General features: G+C 50.1%; 18 protein-coding genes, 1 tRNA gene and 2 rRNA genes. 17 read left to right on the forward strand and 4 right to left on the reverse strand.

The annotated features are described in order from the left end of the window. The first annotated feature begins 28 nt into the window (after positions 1 to 28). From ACJHXA_RS15635 to ACJHXA_RS15680, 10 genes are all read left to right on the forward strand, one after another. Complete coding sequence (locus tag ACJHXA_RS15635; RefSeq protein ID WP_001148478.1) at positions 29 to 1,003, forward strand: MDR family oxidoreductase; 975 nt, start codon at positions 29 to 31, stop codon at positions 1,001 to 1,003. A 977-nt stretch (positions 1,004 to 1,980) separates the two neighbouring features. Continuing rightward, positions 1,981 to 2,451, forward strand: a complete 471-nt coding sequence (gene accB, locus ACJHXA_RS15640; RefSeq protein ID WP_000354622.1) for an acetyl-CoA carboxylase biotin carboxyl carrier protein — start codon at positions 1,981 to 1,983, stop codon at positions 2,449 to 2,451. A gap of 10 nt (positions 2,452 to 2,461) precedes the next feature. Beyond that, positions 2,462 to 3,811, forward strand: a complete 1,350-nt coding sequence (accC, locus tag ACJHXA_RS15645) for an acetyl-CoA carboxylase biotin carboxylase subunit (protein WP_000884620.1) — start codon at positions 2,462 to 2,464, stop codon at positions 3,809 to 3,811. A gap of 108 nt (positions 3,812 to 3,919) precedes the next feature. Next, positions 3,920 to 4,162, forward strand: a complete 243-nt coding sequence (locus ACJHXA_RS15650; protein WP_000381170.1) for a YhdT family protein — start codon at positions 3,920 to 3,922, stop codon at positions 4,160 to 4,162. After that, a complete protein-coding gene (panF, locus tag ACJHXA_RS15655) occupies positions 4,152 to 5,603 on the forward strand; it encodes a sodium/pantothenate symporter (RefSeq protein ID WP_001175728.1) in 1,452 nt (483 codons plus the stop codon). Before ACJHXA_RS15650 ends, panF begins: the two co-directional genes overlap by 11 nt. An 11-nt stretch (positions 5,604 to 5,614) precedes the next feature. Then, entirely contained in the window at positions 5,615 to 6,496 is an 882-nt protein-coding gene (gene prmA, locus ACJHXA_RS15660; protein WP_001145827.1) for a 50S ribosomal protein L11 methyltransferase, read from the forward strand. 328 nt (positions 6,497 to 6,824) lie between these two features. Next, a complete protein-coding gene (dusB, locus tag ACJHXA_RS15665; protein WP_001219652.1) occupies positions 6,825 to 7,790 on the forward strand; it encodes a tRNA dihydrouridine synthase DusB in 966 nt (321 codons plus the stop codon). A gap of 25 nt (positions 7,791 to 7,815) precedes the next feature. Next, entirely contained in the window at positions 7,816 to 8,112 is a 297-nt protein-coding gene (gene fis, locus ACJHXA_RS15670) for a DNA-binding transcriptional regulator Fis (protein WP_000462905.1), read from the forward strand. Positions 8,113 to 8,197: 85 nt separating this feature from the next. After that, positions 8,198 to 9,082 (forward strand): adenine-specific DNA-methyltransferase, encoded by an 885-nt coding sequence (yhdJ, locus tag ACJHXA_RS15675; protein ID WP_001258900.1) that lies wholly within the window; start codon positions 8,198 to 8,200, stop codon positions 9,080 to 9,082. Positions 9,083 to 9,165: 83 nt separating this feature from the next. Continuing rightward, a complete protein-coding gene (locus ACJHXA_RS15680) occupies positions 9,166 to 9,345 on the forward strand; it encodes a DUF2556 family protein (RefSeq protein WP_001295275.1) in 180 nt (59 codons plus the stop codon). A gap of 2 nt (positions 9,346 to 9,347) precedes the next feature. Here the strand turns inward: ACJHXA_RS15680 and acrS are convergent, their stop codons facing one another. Beyond that, positions 9,348 to 10,010, reverse strand: coding sequence for a multidrug efflux transporter transcriptional repressor AcrS (gene acrS / locus ACJHXA_RS15685; RefSeq protein WP_001129522.1), 663 nt, complete (start codon positions 10,008 to 10,010; stop codon positions 9,348 to 9,350). Positions 10,011 to 10,408: 398 nt separating this feature from the next. On the opposite strand from acrS, the gene acrE reads away from it, so the two are divergent. The 7 genes from acrE to ACJHXA_RS15720 all read left to right on the forward strand — a co-directional run bounded on the left by acrE (position 10,409) and on the right by ACJHXA_RS15720 (position 19,740). After that, positions 10,409 to 11,566: a multidrug efflux RND transporter periplasmic adaptor subunit AcrE gene (gene acrE / locus ACJHXA_RS15690; RefSeq protein WP_000160334.1), complete on the forward strand. Its 1,158-nt coding sequence runs from the start codon at positions 10,409 to 10,411 to the stop codon at positions 11,564 to 11,566. Between the two features lie 11 nt (positions 11,567 to 11,577). Further along, positions 11,578 to 14,682 (forward strand): multidrug efflux RND transporter permease subunit AcrF, encoded by a 3,105-nt coding sequence (gene acrF / locus ACJHXA_RS15695; protein ID WP_001273212.1) that lies wholly within the window; start codon positions 11,578 to 11,580, stop codon positions 14,680 to 14,682. A gap of 252 nt (positions 14,683 to 14,934) precedes the next feature. Continuing rightward, positions 14,935 to 15,156 (forward strand): membrane protein, encoded by a 222-nt coding sequence (locus ACJHXA_RS15700; RefSeq protein WP_000825639.1) that lies wholly within the window; start codon positions 14,935 to 14,937, stop codon positions 15,154 to 15,156. A 430-nt stretch (positions 15,157 to 15,586) separates the two neighbouring features. Continuing rightward, complete coding sequence (locus tag ACJHXA_RS15705; RefSeq protein ID WP_000738575.1) at positions 15,587 to 16,612, forward strand: amino acid ABC transporter substrate-binding protein; 1,026 nt, start codon at positions 15,587 to 15,589, stop codon at positions 16,610 to 16,612. A 67-nt stretch (positions 16,613 to 16,679) separates the two neighbouring features. Continuing rightward, positions 16,680 to 17,861 (forward strand): amino acid ABC transporter permease, encoded by a 1,182-nt coding sequence (locus ACJHXA_RS15710; RefSeq protein ID WP_000019655.1) that lies wholly within the window; start codon positions 16,680 to 16,682, stop codon positions 17,859 to 17,861. 9 nt (positions 17,862 to 17,870) lie between these two features. Further along, a complete protein-coding gene (locus tag ACJHXA_RS15715) occupies positions 17,871 to 18,974 on the forward strand; it encodes an amino acid ABC transporter permease (protein WP_001299298.1) in 1,104 nt (367 codons plus the stop codon). A 7-nt stretch (positions 18,975 to 18,981) separates the two neighbouring features. Further along, on the forward strand, positions 18,982 to 19,740 hold the full coding sequence (locus ACJHXA_RS15720; protein ID WP_000078338.1) for an amino acid ABC transporter ATP-binding protein: 759 nt from the start codon (positions 18,982 to 18,984) through the stop codon (positions 19,738 to 19,740). Positions 19,741 to 19,970: 230 nt separating this feature from the next. On the opposite strand, the gene rrf (ACJHXA_RS15725) is transcribed toward ACJHXA_RS15720, so the two are convergent. The 3 genes from rrf (ACJHXA_RS15725) to rrf (ACJHXA_RS15735) form a co-directional block, all read right to left on the reverse strand. Next, positions 19,971 to 20,086: ribosomal RNA gene (gene rrf / locus ACJHXA_RS15725) — 5S ribosomal RNA — on the reverse strand. A 39-nt stretch (positions 20,087 to 20,125) separates the two neighbouring features. Further along, positions 20,126 to 20,201, reverse strand: a tRNA-Thr gene (locus tag ACJHXA_RS15730). A gap of 14 nt (positions 20,202 to 20,215) precedes the next feature. Continuing rightward, positions 20,216 to 20,331 (reverse strand): 5S ribosomal RNA (gene rrf / locus ACJHXA_RS15735). Positions 20,332 to 20,334: the final 3 nt, after the last annotated feature.

Genomic DNA, 20,334 nt, shown 5'->3' on the forward strand with positions numbered 1-20,334 from the left:
CAATCCATCATGCACATGAGGACCACTTATGCAGGCGTTACTTTTAGAACAGCAGGACGGCAAAACTCTCGCATCGGTACAGACACTTGACGAAAGTCGCCTGCCGGAGGGCGATGTCACGGTTGATGTTCACTGGTCGAGCCTGAACTATAAAGATGCGCTGGCGATTACCGGTAAGGGAAAAATCATCCGTAATTTTCCGATGATTCCTGGGATCGATTTTGCCGGAACTGTACGCACCAGCGAAGATCCGCGTTTTCATGCCGGTCAGGAGGTGTTACTCACTGGCTGGGGCGTTGGTGAAAACCACTGGGGTGGGCTGGCGGAGCAGGCGCGAGTGAAAGGTGACTGGCTGGTTGCCATGCCGCAAGGGCTGGACGCGCGTAAAGCAATGATTATCGGTACTGCCGGTTTTACCGCCATGCTGTGTGTGATGGCGCTGGAAGATGCCGGTGTTCGCCCGCAGGACGGGGAGATTGTCGTGACGGGTGCCAGTGGTGGCGTCGGCAGTACCGCCGTGGCGCTGCTGCATAAGTTGGGTTATCAGGTCGTTGCCGTTTCCGGTCGCGAAAGTACCCATGAATACCTGAAAAGTTTAGGTGCCAGTCGTATTCTCCCTCGTGATGAGTTTGCCGAATCCCGTCCTCTGGAAAAACAAGTCTGGGCTGGGGCAATTGACACTGTTGGCGACAAAGTGCTGGCAAAAGTGCTGGCGCAAATGAATTACGGCGGCTGCGTGGCGGCCTGTGGTCTGGCGGGTGGTTTTACTCTGCCAACCACGGTCATGCCATTTATTCTGCGTAATGTCCGTTTGCAAGGGGTGGATTCAGTAATGACGCCACCAGAACGCCGCGCACAAGCCTGGCAGCGACTGGTCGCCGATTTACCGGAATCATTCTATACCCAGGCGGCAAAAGAGATATCTCTGTCAGAGGCACCGAACTTTGCCGAGGCCATCATTAATAACCAGATCCAGGGTCGCACGCTGGTGAAGGTTAACTAACCATTTAGCAAGGAATAATAAGAGAGGGAACTCATTTTGACATCATTATTCAATCGGTTAACGGGAAAAGCGGTTAGCCGGACAGCTTTCGTCGAACACCTTGGTCAGGAAGTTGTACAACATCATCCAAACTGGAAAGTCATGATTTCGACTGACCACAAATTGATGCGCATTGATACTCCTCTAAACAGCCATTATTGATATGCCTCCGTCGCCTGTTAGGTTTATGGTGCTTTGCCTGGGCGACACTACGCTTAACCTATTACTGATTTCTGGTCCCATGGGGTGAATAATCTGATTTTATTTGACTACAAATTAACCACTCGAACCTATTTAATGCTGAGAATTGTCAGTCGGTTGATTTTGCGTGCTTTAGCATTCACATCTATCCAGACGATGCAGTGAAAATTGGGTAATCCCCAGCAACCGCTGCGTAATGTCGTCTATCTTGTCGCGATCCTGGCATCCCTACATTATTTGTGGTCTGTGAAGATTATCTCATTGCAGCCCCTCATCTTCGCAGGGCTGGCTTTACAGCTTTTCACCTTACGTTATAAGAAGTTCCGTCGATGATGGCGCTAATTTCGTGAATTGTGCGGCTTGTTGCAAATTACACGGTGTTGAAGGTTATTTACATGTTAGCTGTTGATTATCTTCCCTGATAAGACCAGTATTTAGCTGCCAATTGCTACGAAATCGTTATAATGTGCGACCTCGTCCTCCCTGACACAGTTTTTGCGCTGCGGAAAAGGTGACATTGGCGCAACGAAGGTATATTTTGTTTTTTGCCGGAGGATAGCAGCAGATCGCTGCACAATGTCCGTCAAGTCTAACATTGACACTCTGGGGCAAAATAGACCGGCGTCCCGGCCTGCTGGAATTTATCGCTATGCATACAGCTGTCGGGGCATACGCTTTACAGACGGCGGTGAAACGCCTGTCACAATCACACTAAACAAAGAGTACGGAACCCACTCATGGATATTCGTAAGATTAAAAAACTGATCGAGCTGGTTGAAGAATCAGGCATCTCCGAACTGGAAATCTCCGAAGGCGAAGAGTCAGTACGCATCAGCCGTGCAGCTCCTGCCGCAAGTTTCCCTGTGATGCAACAAGCTTACGCTGCACCAATGATGCAGCAGCCAGCTCAATCTAACGCAGCCGCTCCGGCGACCGTTCCTTCCATGGAAGCGCCAGCAGCAGCGGAAATCAGTGGTCACATCGTACGCTCCCCGATGGTTGGTACTTTCTACCGCACCCCAAGCCCGGACGCAAAAGCGTTCATCGAAGTGGGTCAGAAAGTCAACGTGGGCGATACCCTGTGCATCGTTGAAGCCATGAAAATGATGAACCAGATCGAAGCGGACAAATCCGGTACCGTGAAAGCAATTCTGGTCGAAAGTGGACAACCGGTAGAATTTGACGAGCCGCTGGTCGTCATCGAGTAACGAGGCGAACATGCTGGATAAAATTGTTATTGCCAACCGCGGCGAGATTGCATTGCGTATTCTTCGTGCCTGTAAAGAACTGGGCATCAAGACTGTCGCTGTGCACTCCAGCGCGGATCGCGATCTAAAACACGTATTACTGGCAGATGAAACGGTCTGTATTGGCCCTGCTCCGTCAGTAAAAAGTTATCTGAACATCCCGGCAATCATAAGCGCCGCTGAAATCACCGGCGCAGTAGCAATCCATCCGGGTTACGGCTTCCTCTCCGAGAACGCCAACTTTGCCGAGCAGGTTGAACGCTCCGGCTTTATCTTCATTGGCCCGAAAGCAGACACTATTCGCCTGATGGGTGACAAAGTGTCGGCAATCGCGGCGATGAAAAAAGCGGGCGTTCCTTGCGTACCAGGTTCTGACGGCCCGCTGGGCGACGATATGGATAAAAACCGTGCCATTGCTAAACGCATAGGTTATCCGGTGATTATCAAAGCCTCCGGCGGCGGCGGCGGTCGTGGTATGCGTGTAGTGCGCGGCGACGCTGAACTGGCACAATCCATCTCCATGACCCGTGCGGAAGCGAAAGCCGCATTCAATAACGATATGGTTTACATGGAGAAATACCTGGAAAATCCTCGCCACGTCGAGATTCAGGTACTGGCTGACGGTCAGGGCAACGCTATCTATCTGGCGGAACGTGACTGCTCTATGCAGCGTCGTCACCAGAAAGTGGTCGAAGAAGCACCAGCACCGGGAATTACACCGGAACTGCGTCGCTACATCGGCGAACGTTGTGCTAAAGCGTGTGTTGATATCGGCTATCGCGGTGCAGGTACTTTCGAGTTCCTGTTCGAAAACGGCGAGTTCTATTTCATCGAAATGAACACCCGTATTCAGGTAGAACACCCGGTTACAGAAATGATCACCGGCGTTGACCTGATCAAAGAACAGCTGCGTATCGCTGCCGGTCAACCGCTGTCGATCAAGCAAGAAGAAGTTCACGTTCGCGGCCATGCGGTGGAATGTCGTATCAACGCCGAAGATCCGAACACCTTCCTGCCAAGCCCAGGCAAAATCACCCGTTTCCACGCACCTGGCGGTTTTGGAGTGCGTTGGGAGTCTCATATCTACGCGGGCTACACCGTACCGCCGTACTATGACTCAATGATCGGTAAGCTGATTTGCTACGGTGAAAACCGTGACGTGGCGATTGCTCGCATGAAGAATGCGCTGCAGGAGCTGATCATCGACGGTATCAAAACCAACGTTGATCTGCAGATCCGCATCATGAATGACGAGAACTTCCAGCATGGTGGCACTAACATCCACTATCTGGAGAAAAAACTCGGTCTTCAGGAAAAATAAGACTGCAAAAGCGTCAAAAGGCCGGATTTTCCGGCCTTTTTTATTACTGGGGATCGACAACCCCCATAAGGTACAATCCTCGCTTTCTTCACCCATCAGGGACAAAAAATGGACACTCGTTTTGTTCAGGCCCATAAAGAGGCGCGCTGGGCGCTGGGGCTGACCCTTTTGTATCTGGCAGTTTGGTTAGTAGCCGCTTACTTACCTGGCGTTGCCCCCGGTTTTACCGGCTTTCCGCGCTGGTTTGAGATGGCCTGCATCCTGACGCCGCTACTGTTTATTGGACTGTGCTGGGCGATGGTGAAATTTATCTATCGCGATATCCCACTGGAGGATGACGATGCAGCTTGAAGTAATTCTACCGCTGGTCGCCTATCTGGTGGTGGTGTTCGGTATCTCTGTTTATGCGATGCGTAAACGGAGCACCGGCACCTTCCTTAATGAGTATTTCCTCGGCAGCCGCTCTATGGGCGGTATTGTGCTGGCGATGACGCTCACCGCGACCTATATCAGTGCCAGTTCGTTTATCGGCGGGCCAGGAGCTGCTTATAAATACGGGCTGGGCTGGGTATTGCTGGCGATGATTCAGCTTCCTGCAGTCTGGCTTTCACTCGGTATTCTCGGCAAGAAGTTTGCGATTCTTGCGCGCCGCTACAATGCAGTGACGCTGAACGATATGCTGTTTGCCCGCTACCAGAGTCGTCTTCTGGTGTGGCTGGCGAGTTTGAGTTTGCTGGTTGCGTTCGTTGGTGCGATGACCGTGCAGTTTATCGGCGGTGCGCGCCTGCTGGAAACCGCGGCGGGTATTCCTTATGAAACCGGGCTGCTGATTTTTGGTATCAGCATTGCGTTATATACCGCCTTTGGTGGCTTTCGCGCCAGCGTGCTGAACGACACCATGCAAGGGCTTGTGATGCTGATTGGCACCGTTGTGCTGCTTATTGGCGTGGTACATGCCGCTGGCGGCTTAAGCAACGCAGTACAGACCTTGCAAACCATCGATCCGCAACTGGTTACGCCACAAGGCGCTGACGATATTCTGTCGCCTGCCTTTATGACGTCGTTCTGGGTACTGGTGTGCTTTGGCGTGATTGGCCTGCCGCATACTGCGGTGCGCTGTATCTCTTATAAAGACAGCAAAGCAGTACACCGGGGGATCATCATCGGTACGATTGTAGTCGCAATCCTGATGTTCGGTATGCACCTGGCCGGAGCGTTAGGTCGTGCAGTGATCCCCGATCTCACCGTACCGGATCTGGTGATCCCGACGTTAATGGTAAAAGTGCTGCCACCGTTTGCTGCCGGAATCTTCCTGGCTGCACCTATGGCTGCGATCATGTCGACGATCAATGCCCAGTTGCTGCAAAGTTCCGCTACGATCATTAAAGATCTCTATCTGAATATCCGTCCGGATCAAATGCAAAACGAGACGCGTCTGAAGCGGATGTCGGCGGTAATTACGTTAGTTCTCGGCGCGTTGCTGCTGCTTGCCGCCTGGAAGCCGCCAGAAATGATCATCTGGCTGAATTTGCTGGCCTTCGGTGGGCTGGAAGCCGTTTTCCTGTGGCCGCTGGTGCTGGGTCTTTACTGGGAACGCGCCAACGCCAAAGGCGCGCTAAGTGCGATGATCGTTGGCGGCGTGCTGTATGCCGTACTCGCGACGCTGAATATTCAGTACCTGGGCTTCCACCCTATTGTGCCCTCGTTACTACTAAGTTTGCTGGCTTTCCTGGTCGGAAACCGTTTCGGTACATCCGTCCCGCAAGCTACCGTTTTGACTACTGATAAATAAAGAGTTTTGCCATGCCTTGGATCCAACTGAAACTGAACACCACCGGCGCGAACGCGGAAGATCTTAGCGATGCGCTGATGGAAGCGGGTGCCGTTTCTATCACTTTTCAGGATACCCACGATACGCCAGTATTTGAGCCGCTGCCGGGCGAAACGCGCCTGTGGGGCGACACCGATGTGATTGGTCTGTTCGACGCTGAAACCGATATGAACGACGTGGTGGCGATTCTGGAAAACCATCCGCTGCTCGGCGCAGGCTTCGCGCATAAAATCGAACAACTAGAAGATAAAGACTGGGAGCGCGAATGGATGGATAATTTCCACCCGATGCGCTTTGGTGAACGACTGTGGATCTGCCCTAGCTGGCGTGATGTGCCGGACGAAAACGCCGTCAACGTGATGTTAGATCCAGGGCTGGCGTTTGGTACGGGTACCCATCCAACCACCTCTCTGTGCCTGCAATGGCTCGACAGCCTCGATTTAACCGGTAAAACAGTCATCGACTTTGGCTGTGGTTCCGGCATTCTGGCGATCGCGGCGCTGAAACTGGGTGCAGCAAAAGCCATTGGTATTGATATCGATCCGCAGGCGATTCAGGCCAGCCGCGACAACGCCGAACGTAATGGCGTTTCTGACCGTCTGGAACTCTACTTACCGAAAGATCAGCCAGAAGAAATGAAAGCCGACGTGGTGGTCGCTAACATCCTTGCAGGCCCATTACGTGAACTGGCACCGTTAATCAGCGTCCTGCCGGTTTCAGGCGGTTTGCTGGGCCTTTCCGGTATTCTGGCAAGCCAGGCAGAGAGCGTTTGTGAAGCTTATGCCGATAGCTTCGCACTGGACCCGGTCGTGGAAAAAGAAGAGTGGTGCCGTATTACCGGTCGTAAGAATTAACCTTCGCATCGCCGTAGGGTGACGCGGGGCGAAGTGCGAGCAAGCTCACAAAAGGCACGTAAATTTGCCGGTTATTTACGCAAATTTGCGTGCCAAAATTTTCATTCATAAAGAAAAATTGAGAACTTACTCAAATTTCTTTGAGTGTAAATTTTAGTCACTATTTTCTAATATGATGATTTTTATGAGTAATTATCGCACCACGCTCATTTTAAATGCAATTCTTTGATCCATCTCAGAGGATTGGTCAAAGTTTGGCCTTTCATCTCGTGCAAAAAATGCGTAATATACGCCGCCTTGCAGTCACAGTATGGTCATTTCTTAACTCATGCGCATCGGACAATATCAGCTCAGAAATCGCCTGATCGCAGCGCCCATGGCTGGCATTACAGACAGACCTTTTCGGACGTTGTGCTACGAGATGGGAGCCGGATTGACAGTATCCGAGATGATGTCTTCTAACCCACAGGTTTGGGAAAGCGACAAATCTCGTTTACGGATGGTGCACATTGATGAACCCGGTATTCGCACCGTGCAAATTGCTGGTAGCGATCCGAAAGAAATGGCAGATGCAGCACGTATTAACGTGGAAAGCGGTGCCCAGATTATTGATATCAATATGGGTTGCCCGGCTAAAAAAGTGAATCGCAAGCTCGCAGGTTCAGCCCTCTTGCAGTACCCGGATGTCGTTAAATCGATCCTTACCGAGGTCGTCAATGCAGTGGACGTTCCTGTTACCCTGAAGATTCGCACCGGCTGGGCACCGGAACACCGTAACTGCGAAGAGATTGCCCAACTGGCTGAAGACTGTGGCATTCAGGCTCTGACCATTCATGGCCGTACACGCGCCTGTTTGTTCAATGGAGAAGCTGAGTACGACAGTATTCGGGCAGTTAAGCAGAAAGTTTCCATTCCGGTTATCGCGAATGGCGACATTACTGACCCGCTTAAAGCCAGAGCTGTGCTCGACTATACAGGGGCGGATGCCCTGATGATAGGCCGCGCAGCTCAGGGAAGACCCTGGATCTTTCGGGAAATCCAGCATTATCTGGACACTGGGGAGTTGCTGCCCCCGCTGCCTTTGGCAGAGGTTAAGCGCTTGCTTTGCGCGCACGTTCGGGAACTGCATGACTTTTATGGTCCGGCAAAAGGGTACCGAATTGCACGTAAACACGTTTCCTGGTATCTCCAGGAACACGCTCCAAATGACCAGTTTCGGCGCACATTCAACGCCATTGAGGATGCCAGCGAACAGCTGGAGGCGTTGGAGGCATACTTCGAAAATTTTGCGTAAACAGAAATAAAGAGCTGACAGAACTATGTTCGAACAACGCGTAAATTCTGACGTACTGACCGTTTCTACCGTTAACTCTCAGGATCAGGTAACCCAAAAACCCCTGCGTGACTCGGTTAAACAGGCACTGAAGAACTATTTTGCTCAACTGAATGGTCAGGATGTGAATGACCTCTATGAGCTGGTACTGGCTGAAGTAGAACAGCCCCTGTTGGACATGGTGATGCAATACACCCGTGGTAACCAGACCCGTGCTGCGCTGATGATGGGCATCAACCGTGGTACGCTGCGTAAAAAATTGAAAAAATACGGCATGAACTAATTCAGGTTAGCTAAATGCTTGATTAAAAAGGCGCTACTCGGCATGGGGAAGCGCCTTTTTTATAGGTGTCACAAAGGGAGTGACCATGAGAACAGGATGTGAACCGACCCGGTTTGGTAATGAAGCTAAGACCATTATTCACGGTGATGCGCTTGCCGAACTTAAAAAGATCCCCGCCGAAAGTGTCGATCTGATCTTTGCCGACCCACCATATAACATCGGTAAAAATTTTGATGGTCTGATCGAAGCCTGGAAAGAAGATCTGTTTATCGACTGGCTGTTTGAAGTGATTGCAGAGTGCCACCGCGTTCTGAAAAAGCAGGGCAGCATGTACATCATGAACAGCACGGAAAACATGCCCTTTATCGATCTCCAGTGCCGCAAGCTTTTTACCATCAAAAGTCGCATCGTCTGGTCATATGACAGTTCTGGAGTACAGGCGAAAAAACACTACGGCTCCATGTACGAACCCATCCTGATGATGGTGAAAGACGCAAAGAACTACACATTCAACGGTGATGCTATTCTGGTAGAAGCCAAAACCGGATCGCAGCGCGCGTTGATCGATTATCGCAAAAATCCTCCACAGCCATACAATCATCAAAAAGTACCGGGTAACGTCTGGGATTTTCCGCGCGTGCGTTATTTGATGGATGAATATGAGAACCACCCGACGCAAAAACCGGAAGCCTTACTGAAACGCATTATTCTCGCCTCTTCCAACCCAGGCGATATCGTTCTCGACCCGTTTGCCGGTAGCTTTACTACCGGTGCCGTAGCCGTCTCCAGCGGGCGAAAATTCATTGGTATTGAGATCAACAGCGAGTACATCAAAATGGGGCTTCGACGGCTGGATGTCGCGTCGCATTACTCTGCGGAAGAACTGGCGAAAGTGAAAAAAAGAAAGACCGGCAACCTGTCAAAACGAAGCCGGTTAAGCGAAGTTGACCCCGATCTCATTGCAAAGTAAAGGAAGTGTAAGCCTGGTTTTCAGATTATTCATTTCGTGTATATTTCCTGCCAGACTTGGTTAAACATACACAGGCTCAGGTAATGATTCGCAAGTATTGGTGGCTCGTCGTTTTCGCTGTCTTCGTTTTTCTGTTTGATACTTTACTGATGCAGTGGATTGAACTGCTGGCAACAGAAACAGACAAATGCCGCAATATGAACTCAGTTAATCCACTAAAACTGGTTAACTGTGACGAACTGAATTTTCAGGACAGAATGTGAATTTACATGACACTTAATTCATTCGTTTGATGAATTAATTTCGTTATGTTTTCATCTGGCATGAACATTCTTAATACGTTATCGACCAGAGCGGGGGCTTGTTTATAAAGATCATAACCCGCCATATTCATTAACCAGTTTTGAACAATTCCGCTGAAGGCACCATTAATAATAATCATCACAACATCTAAATCGAGGTTATTTGCTACACAACCTTGTTGCTGACACGCCTGCAATACTTCGCGGAGAGTCTGCGGATTGAAGCCCATCTTTTCGCGTATCACTCCCTCGGCCAGCATCTCATCATTAAATTCACATTTGTGATATAAGATTTTCAGCAACGCCTGCTGGCGGGGAATTTTGGCAATATATTGCAAGCCGACAATCAATTTTTCACGCAATTGTTGAAACGGGTCATGCTCTAATCCAGCCGTCAAGTGTTCCTGGATTAACTCCCGCAATGAAGGCTGTTGCAACCACATCTCATTAAACAGTTGAGTCTTGTTTTCGAAGTGCCAGTAGATAGCGCCACGCGTAACGTTAGCAGCGTCGGCAATGTCGTTGAGTGTCGTCTTGCTTACGCCATGCTGCGCAAACTGGGCGATGGCAGTTTCAATCAGTTCTTGCCGGGTCTTCAGAGCTTCGGCTTTGGTTCTTTTTGCCATGATTAATTATTCAGGAAATAAATATATTCGACACAGAGTGAGAAAATAGCGAAGGTTAATCTATCACCTAATGTGTATTTATACGAGAGACTAATATTGAGTTGCTATAAATCGTCAAATAAATAATATATATTATTTACCTAAAATACATTCGCCACATGAATATATATTTCAATTTACGAGGTTTTAATTCTGCCTCTTTCAACCCGCGTCAAAATAAAACAGTAGAATATTAATCTTTTTTTGTGTTTATGTGCCTTGAGACGCCAGTATTCATAACTATTCCTTACATCGACGAATGATAATTTGTAGGATAGCAAACTGTATTTTTCTTTCTGCGAGTTAACGCGTTGCCTTTCTGGGTAAATAACGCGCTTTTGGTTTTTTGAGGAATAGTAATGACGAAACATGCCAGGTTTTTCCTCCTGCCCTCCTTTATTCTGATCTCCGCGGCTTTAATCGCCGGTTGTAACGATAAGGGAGAAGAGAAAGCTCACGTCGGTGAACCGCAGGTTACCGTTCATATTGTGAAAACGGCCCCGTTAGAAGTTAAGACTGAATTACCAGGCCGCACCAATGCTTACCGTATAGCCGAAGTTCGCCCACAGGTTAGCGGGATCGTACTGAATCGTAATTTCACTGAAGGCAGCGATGTACAAGCAGGCCAGTCCCTGTACCAGATCGATCCCGCGACCTATCAGGCAAATTATGACAGCGCGAAAGGCGAACTGGCGAAAAGTGAAGCCGCCGCCGCCATCGCGCATTTGACGGTAAAACGTTACGTTCCGCTCGTGGGTACGAAATACATCAGCCAGCAGGAGTACGACCAGGCCATTGCTGATGCTCGCCAGGCCGATGCCGCCGTGATTGCCGCAAAAGCCACAGTCGAAAGCGCTCGCATCAATCTCGCTTATACCAAAGTGACTGCGCCAATTAGCGGACGTATCGGCAAATCGACCGTGACCGAAGGCGCTCTTGTCACTAATGGGCAAACGACTGAACTGGCGACTGTCCAGCAGCTCGATCCTATCTACGTTGATGTGACCCAATCCAGCAACGATTTTATGAGGCTGAAGCAATCCGTAGAGCAAGGAAATTTGCATAAGGAAAACGCCACCAGCAACGTAGAGTTGGTCATGGAAAACGGTCAAACCTATCCCCTGAAAGGTACGCTGCAATTCTCTGATGTGACCGTTGATGAAAGCACCGGCTCCATAACCCTACGTGCCGTCTTCCCTAACCCGCAACATACGCTTTTGCCGGGTATGTTTGTGCGCGCACGGATTGATGAAGGCGTCCAACCTGACGCCATTCTTATCCCGCAACAAGGCGTTAGCCGCACACCGCGTGGTGATGCAACCGTGCTGATTGTTAACGATAAAAGTCAGGTGGAAGCGCGCCCTGTCGTTGCCAGTCAGGCGATTGGCGATAAATGGTTGATTAGCGAAGGTCTGAAATCTGGCGATCAAGTCATTGTCAGCGGCCTGCAAAAAGCGCGTCCGGGAGAGCAGGTTAAAGCCACTACCGATACCCCCGCAGATACTGCATCGAAGTAAGGTAATCTGACATGGCAAACTTTTTTATTCGACGACCGATATTTGCATGGGTGCTGGCCATTATTCTGATGATGGCGGGCGCACTGGCGATCCTACAATTACCCGTCGCTCAGTATCCAACCATTGCACCGCCTGCGGTTTCTGTTTCAGCAAACTATCCGGGCGCTGATGCGCAGACCGTGCAGGATACGGTGACGCAGGTTATCGAACAGAATATGAACGGTATCGATAACCTGATGTATATGTCCTCCACCAGCGATTCCGCCGGTAGCGTGACAATTACCCTTACCTTCCAGTCCGGGACCGATCCTGATATCGCGCAAGTGCAGGTGCAGAACAAACTCCAGCTCGCCACGCCGTTGCTGCCGCAGGAGGTTCAGCAGCAGGGGATCAGTGTTGAAAAGTCCAGTAGCAGCTATTTGATGGTGGCGGGCTTTGTCTCTGATAACCCAGACACCACACAGGACGATATCTCGGACTATGTGGCCTCTAACGTTAAAGATACGCTTAGCCGTCTGAATGGCGTCGGTGACGTACAGCTTTTCGGCGCACAGTATGCGATGCGTATCTGGCTGGACGCCGATCTGCTAAACAAATATAAACTGACACCGGTTGATGTGATTAACCAGTTGAAGGTACAGAACGATCAGATCGCTGCCGGACAGTTGGGCGGAACGCCAGCGTTACCAGGGCAACAGTTGAACGCCTCAATTATTGCTCAGACGCGGTTAAAAAATCCGGAAGAATTCGGCAAAGTAACCCTGCGCGTAAACAGTGACGGCTCGGTGGTACGCCTGAAAGATGTCGCACGAGTTGAACTTGGCGGTGAAAACTATAACGTTATCGCTCGTATCAACGGAAAACCGGCGGCGGGCCTGGGGATTAAGCTGGCAACCGGCGCGAATGCTCTCGATACCGCGAAAGCCATTAAGGCAAAACTGGCGGAATTACAGCCATTCTTCCCGCAGGGAATGAAGGTTCTCTACCCTTATGACACCACGCCATTCGTCCAGCTTTCTATTCACGAAGTGGTAAAAACGCTGTTCGAAGCCATTATGCTGGTGTTCCTGGTGATGTATCTGTTCTTGCAGAATATGCGAGCAACGCTGATCCCCACCATTGCGGTACCCGTGGTGTTATTAGGGACGTTTGCCATCCTCGCCGCTTTTGGTTACTCCATCAACACACTAACGATGTTCGGGATGGTGCTTGCCATCGGGCTGCTCGTCGATGATGCGATAGTGGTGGTGGAGAACGTCGAGCGCGTGATGATGGAGGATAAGCTCCCGCCAAAAGAAGCGACGGAAAAATCGATGTCGCAAATTCAGGGCGCACTGGTGGGTATCGCGATGGTGCTGTCAGCGGTATTTATTCCGATGGCATTCTTCGGCGGTTCTACTGGGGCAATTTATCGCCAGTTCTCTATCACCATCGTTTCGGCAATGGCGCTTTCTGTTCTGGTGGCATTGATTCTTACCCCTGCGTTATGTGCAACACTGCTCAAACCCACCTCAGCTGAGCATCACGAAAATAAGGGTGGTTTCTTCGGCTGGTTTAATACCACCTTCGATCATAGCGTTAACCACTACACCAACAGCGTCGGCAAAATCCTCGGTTCCACAGGACGATATTTACTGATCTATGCGCTGATTGTTGCAGGAATGGTGGTGTTGTTTTTACGTCTTCCGTCTTCCTTCTTACCTGAAGAGGATCAGGGTGTCTTTCTGACCATGATTCAGTTACCCGCTGGCGCGACGCAAGAGCGGACGCAAAAAGTGTTGGATCAAGTGACGGATTACTATCTGAAGAACGAGAAAGCGAACGTTGAAAGTGTCTTTACGGTTAACGGCTTTAGCTTCAGCGGCCAGGCACAAAACGCCGGTATGGCCTTCGTCAGTCTGAAACCGTGGGAAGAGCGTAATAGTGATGAAAACAGTGCGGAAGCGGTAATCCATCGTGCCAAAATGGAATTGGGCAAGATCCGCGACGGTTTTGTCATTCCATTCAATATGCCAGCCATTGTTGAACTGGGCACGGCAACGGGTTTCGACTTTGAGTTAATTGATCAGGCTGGGCTGGGTCACGATGCCCTGACCCAGGCCCGTAACCAGTTGCTTGGCATGGCGGCGCAACATCCTGCCAGCTTAGTCAGCGTGCGTCCTAATGGCCTGGAAGACACCGCGCAGTTTAAACTGGAAGTTGACCAGGAAAAGGCGCAGGCATTAGGTGTTTCACTTTCTGACATCAATCAGACCATTTCAACGGCGTTGGGTGGGACTTACGTTAACGACTTCATCGACCGTGGTCGCGTGAAAAAGGTGTATGTTCAGGCGGATGCCAAATTCCGTATGCTGCCAGAAGATGTCGATAAACTTTATGTCCGCAGCGCCAACGGCGAAATGGTGCCATTCTCGGCCTTTACCACTTCACATTGGGTGTATGGCTCTCCGCGACTGGAACGCTACAACGGTCTGCCGTCAATGGAGATTCAGGGGGAAGCCGCGCCAGGAACCAGTTCCGGCGATGCCATGGCGTTGATGGAAAACCTTGCGTCAAAATTACCTGCGGGCATTGGTTATGACTGGACGGGTATGTCGTATCAGGAACGCTTATCGGGAAACCAGGCTCCCGCTCTGGTAGCAATTTCCTTTGTGGTTGTTTTCCTGTGCCTTGCTGCACTCTATGAAAGCTGGTCAATTCCTGTCTCGGTTATGTTGGTAGTGCCGTTAGGGATTGTCGGCGTGCTACTGGCGGCAACACTCTTTAATCAAAAAAATGACGTCTACTTTATGGTGGGCTTGCTAACGACAATTGGCTTGTCGGCCAAAAACGCTATTTTGATTGTTGAGTTCGCTAAAGATCTCATGGAGAAAGAGGGTAAAGGTGTTGTTGAAGCGACACTGATGGCAGTACGTATGCGTCTGCGTCCTATCCTGATGACCTCTCTCGCCTTTATTCTCGGCGTATTACCGCTAGCTATCAGTAACGGTGCCGGCAGTGGCGCGCAGAACGCTGTGGGTATCGGGGTAATGGGAGGAATGGTCTCTGCAACGTTGCTGGCAATCTTCTTCGTACCGGTGTTCTTTGTGGTGATCCGCCGTTGCTTTAAAGGATAAATCAGAAACATAAAGGCGCTTTCGGGTGCCTTTATTATTTCCAGTGAAACCCATAAAAATTAATAAGATATTCTTCTGCTCACTCTTTAAAAGCTTTCTATAGTTCCCGCTCCCTTCACTATTTTTACAATTCACATAATTTGTCATTATTCATTCCGCAAGATTTATAACCTCCGGTGATAAAATGGCATTCAGCTCGTTAATAAGAGAGTTAACTTATTAAGCGTTAGCGTTTATTACTGAGGTAACACCATGAAAAGATTAATTCCTGTGGCATTGCTCACCGCATTGCTGGCGGGCTGTGCTCACGATTCGCCCTGCGTTCCGGTTTATGACGATCAGGGTCGTCTGGTTCACACCAATACCTGTATGAAAGGCACGACTCAGGATAACTGGGAAACGGCTGGGGCTATTGCTGGCGGGGCAGCGGCTGTTGCTGGCCTGACGATGGGGATCATCGCTCTGTCGAAATAACTGAACAGGGCGCGGAGTTTCGCGCTCTGTTTAACGATACAGTATCTTTACATAAGATAAAATATTGCTATATTCTGCTGGCTAATTCTCTGCTGATTTAGCATGTTATATCGCGTTATTTCGCTGCTTTCGAAATAACGCATCAATTTAACTTTCACACTTCCCACCAGAAATATACTCACGCTAACAATCATTATTCTGCTTAGTAAAACACGCGTAAATATTTTGCGCCAAAATGTGGCGCATGTTTCATTTTCGCACCATTGCGGGGCGCTGTTTTTATTATTTCCTGTCTACACTCAGCTTATTGCGACGCGAAATCGGGCGCAAAAGCTGGCACTACTTTTGCTTATAAGAGGATGGCCACAGACAGGTAAAAGACGTTTCCCAAACGTCCTATAACGATAATTTTCGCCTCACAGGAAGCATTATGAAAAAGATGATGATAGCCACACTGGCTGCCGCCAGCGTGCTGCTTGCCGTTGCAAATCAGGCGCATGCTGGCGCGACGCTTGATGCCGTTCAGAAAAAAGGTTTTGTGCAATGCGGGATCAGTGATGGATTACCTGGGTTCTCTTATGCCGATGCAGACGGTAAGTTTTCAGGTATTGATGTTGATGTTTGTCGTGGTGTTGCCGCTGCTGTATTTGGTGACGACACGAAAGTGAAATATACCCCACTCACAGCAAAAGAACGCTTCACCGCTTTACAGTCAGGGGAAGTGGATTTGCTCTCCCGTAATACGACCTGGACTTCATCTCGCGATGCCGGGATGGGAATGGCATTTACCGGCGTCACTTATTACGACGGCATTGGCTTCCTGACGCACGATAAAGCGGGGCTAAAAAGCGCGAAAGAACTGGATGGCGCTACCGTCTGTATTCAGGCGGGTACTGATACCGAACTCAACGTTGCCGACTATTTCAAGGCAAACAATATGAAGTACACACCGGTGACTTTCGATCGCTCTGACGAATCAGCGAAGGCACTGGAATCTGGTCGCTGCGATACGCTGGCCTCGGATCAGTCGCAACTGTATGCCCTGCGCATCAAATTAAGCAACCCAGCTGAATGGATTGTCTTACCGGAGGTTATCTCTAAAGAACCGCTTGGGCCGGCAGTTCGTCGTGGCGATGATGAATGGTTCTCGATTGTACGCTGGACGCTTTTCGCCATGCTGAATGCTGAAGAGATGGGCATCAATTCCCAGAACGTCGATGAAAAAGCGGCTAATCCAGCAACGCCTGATATGGCACATCTGCTGGGTAAAGAAGGCGATTACGGCAAGGATCTGAAGCTGGATAATAAATGGGCCTATAACATCATCAAACAGGTGGGTAACTACTCGGAAATTTTCGAGCGTAACGTAGGTTCAGAAAGCCCGCTGAAAATTAAACGTGGGCAAAATAATCTCTGGAATAACGGCGGTATTCAGTACGCGCCGCCCGTGCGTTAAGTCGGTGTGAGGTAACGGGCGTCGCTACGGCGGCGCTCTCTTCAGCGTTATGCTTTCCGAGGTTTCTATGTCTCATCGCCGCTCAACCGTTAAAGGCTCACTCTCTTTTGCCAACCCTACGGTTCGCGCCTGGTTATTCCAGATCCTTGCCGTTGTTGCTGTTGTCGGCATTGTTGGTTGGTTATTTCACAACACTGTAACGAATCTCAATAATCGTGGCATTACTTCAGGTTTTGCCTTTCTGGATCGCGGCGCTGGCTTCGGTATTGTCCAGCATTTGATCGATTACCAGCAGGGCGACACCTACGGACGCGTTTTTATTGTCGGCTTACTCAATACGCTACTGGTTTCTGCATTGTGTATTGTGTTCGCTTCTGTTTTAGGCTTCTTTATCGGTCTGGCGAGACTTTCGGATAACTGGCTGCTACGAAAACTATCCACAATTTATATTGAGATCTTCCGTAATATTCCCCCGCTGCTGCAAATCTTCTTCTGGTACTTTGCCGTGTTGCGCAATTTGCCCGGACCACGCCAGGCTGTGAGCGCGTTTGATCTGGCCTTTTTGAGCAATCGTGGGCTTTATATTCCGTCACCGCAGCTGGGAGACGGATTTATTGCGTTTATCCTGGCTGTTGTTATGGCTATAGTCCTTTCTGTTGGGCTATTCCGCTTTAATAAAACATACCAGATAAAGACCGGACAACTGCGCCGCACCTGGCCGATCGCCGCAGTGTTGATCATTGGTTTGCCTTTACTGGCGCAATGGCTTTTTGGCGCAGCACTACACTGGGATGTCCCAGCCCTACGAGGCTTTAACTTCCGCGGCGGGATGGTTTTAATTCCTGAACTGGCAGCCTTAACGCTGGCACTTTCGGTTTATACATCTGCATTTATCGCCGAGATTATCCGCGCTGGGATCCAGGCAGTGCCTTATGGTCAACATGAAGCGGCTCGGTCACTGGGATTACCCAACCCGGTTACGCTACGCCAGGTCATTATTCCCCAGGCACTGCGAGTGATTATTCCGCCGTTAACCAGCCAGTATCTCAACATCGTCAAAAACTCCTCTCTTGCCGCCGCTATTGGCTATCCCGATATGGTTTCGCTGTTTGCTGGCACCGTGCTGAACCAGACGGGGCAAGCCATCGAGACGATAGCCATGACCATGTCGGTCTATCTGATTATCAGCCTGACTATCTCGCTGCTGATGAATATCTATAACCGCCGCATCGCGATCGTTGAACGCTAAGGAGTCATGATGACAAAAGTATTGCTGTCTCAGCCCTCGCGCCCAGCGAGCCATAACTCAAGCCGCGCGATGGTGTGGGTGCGAAAAAATCTGTTCTCCAGCTGGAGCAATAGCCTGCTGACTATTGGCTGCATATGGTTGATGTGGGAACTGATCCCACCGTTGCTGAACTGGGCATTTTTGCAGGCTAATTGGGTTGGCTCAACGCGTGCCGACTGCACAAAAGCCGGTGCCTGTTGGGTCTTCATCCACGAACGATTTGGTCAGTTTATGTATGGACTTTACCCACACGACCAACGCTGGCGAATTAACCTGGCATTACTGATTGGCCTTGTGTCAATCGCACCAATGTTCTGGAAAATACTCCCGCATCGCGGTCGCTATATTGCGGTCTGGGCGGTGATTTACCCACTGATTGTCTGGTGGCTGATGTATGGCGGTTTTTTTGGTCTGGAGCGGGTTGAAACCCGGCAATGGGGCGGGCTGACGCTAACTTTAATTATTGCATCCGTTGGGATTGCGGGGGCGCTACCGTGGGGGATCTTACTGGCGTTAGGTCGCCGCTCCCATATGCCGATTGTGCGTATCTTATCGGTCATTTTTATCGAGTTCTGGCGCGGCGTACCGCTGATTACCGTATTGTTTATGTCTTCGGTCATGCTGCCTTTGTTTATGGCAGAAGGCACCAATATCGACAAACTGATCCGCGCGCTGGTTGGCGTGATCCTGTTTCAGTCAGCATATGTTGCGGAAGTCGTGCGAGGCGGATTACAGGCGCTGCCTAAAGGGCAATATGAAGCGGCAGAGTCGCTGGCGTTGGGTTACTGGAAAACTCAGGGGCTGGTTATTCTGCCACAGGCGTTGAAGCTGGTAATTCCTGGGCTGGTAAATACCATCATCGCACTCTTCAAAGATACCAGCCTGGTGATCATTATCGGGTTGTTCGATCTTTTCAGTAGCGTTCAGCAGGCAACCGTTGATCCCACCTGGTTGGGTATGTCGACGGAAGGGTATGTTTTCGCCGCGCTGATCTACTGGATCTTCTGTTTCAGCATGTCGCGCTATAGCCAGCATCTGGAAAAACGTTTTAACACCGGGCGTACACCGCATTGAGGACACTATGAGCCAAATTTTACTGCAACCTGCTAACGCGATGATTACGCTGGAAAACGTCAATAAATGGTATGGACAATTCCATGTTTTGAAAAATATAAATTTAACCGTGCAACCGGGAGAACGGATCGTTCTGTGTGGCCCTTCAGGTTCCGGTAAATCGACAACCATTCGTTGTATTAATCATCTGGAAGAACATCAACAGGGACGGATCGTGGTAGATGGCATCGAACTTAATGAAGATATCCGCAATATTGAGCGCGTCCGGCAGGAAGTGGGAATGGTCTTTCAGCATTTCAATCTCTTCCCTCATCTGACCGTTCTACAGAACTGTACCCTGGCACCGATTTGGGTACGCAAGATGCCAAAGAAAGAGGCTGAAGCTCTGGCGATGCATTACCTTGAGCGGGTGAGAATTGCCGAACATGCGCATAAGTTTCCCGGACAAATTTCTGGTGGTCAGCAGCAACGCGTTGCCATTGCGCGTTCGCTGTGTATGAAGCCGAAAATTATGTTGTTTGATGAGCCAACGTCGGCGCTCGATCCGGAGATGGTGAAAGAGGTGCTGGATACGATGATTGGGCTGGCGCAGTCGGGTATGACAATGTTGTGTGTAACACATGAGATGGGGTTTGCACGTACCGTCGCTGACCGGGTAATTTTTATGGATCGTGGGGAGATAGTGGAACAAGCTGCACCTGATGAATTTTTTGCGCATCCTAAATCAGAGCGTACGAGGGCATTTTTATCGCAGGTAATCCATTAATTGAATGTTAGTTCGAAAAGCAAAAAGGCCATCCTTTCGGATGGCCTTTCGCTTGATTTGATGTCTGGCAGTTTATGGCGGGCGTCCTGCCCGCCACCCTCCGGGCCGTTGCTTCGCAACGTTCAAATCCGCTCCCGGCGGATTTGTCCTGGTTGGGAGAGTGTTCACCGACAAACAACAGATAAAACAAAAGGCCCAGTCTTCCGACTGAGCCTTTTGTTTTATTTGATGTCTGGCAGTTCCCTACTCTCGCATGGGGAGACCCCACACTACCATCGGCGCTACGGCGTTTCACTTCTGAGTTCGGCATGGGGTCAGGTGGGACCACCGCGCTACTGCCGCCAGACAAATTCTTTTCTAATCTGCCGAACTTTAACCTAAAAAGTGGTGCTGATACCCAGAGTCGAACTGGGGACCTCACCCTTACCAAGGGTGCGCTCTACCAACTGAGCCATATCAGCACGCTAAATTTGATGCCTGGCAGTTCCCTACTCTCGCATGGGGAGACCCCACACTACCATCGGCGCTACGGCGTTTCACTTCTGAGTTCGGCATGGGGTCAGGTGGGACCACCGCGCTACGGCCGCCAGGCAA

The sequence above is a fragment of the Escherichia sp. WS33 genome, assembly GCF_046486385.1.
In the GTDB taxonomy this organism is placed as follows: domain Bacteria; phylum Pseudomonadota; class Gammaproteobacteria; order Enterobacterales; family Enterobacteriaceae; genus ECMA0423.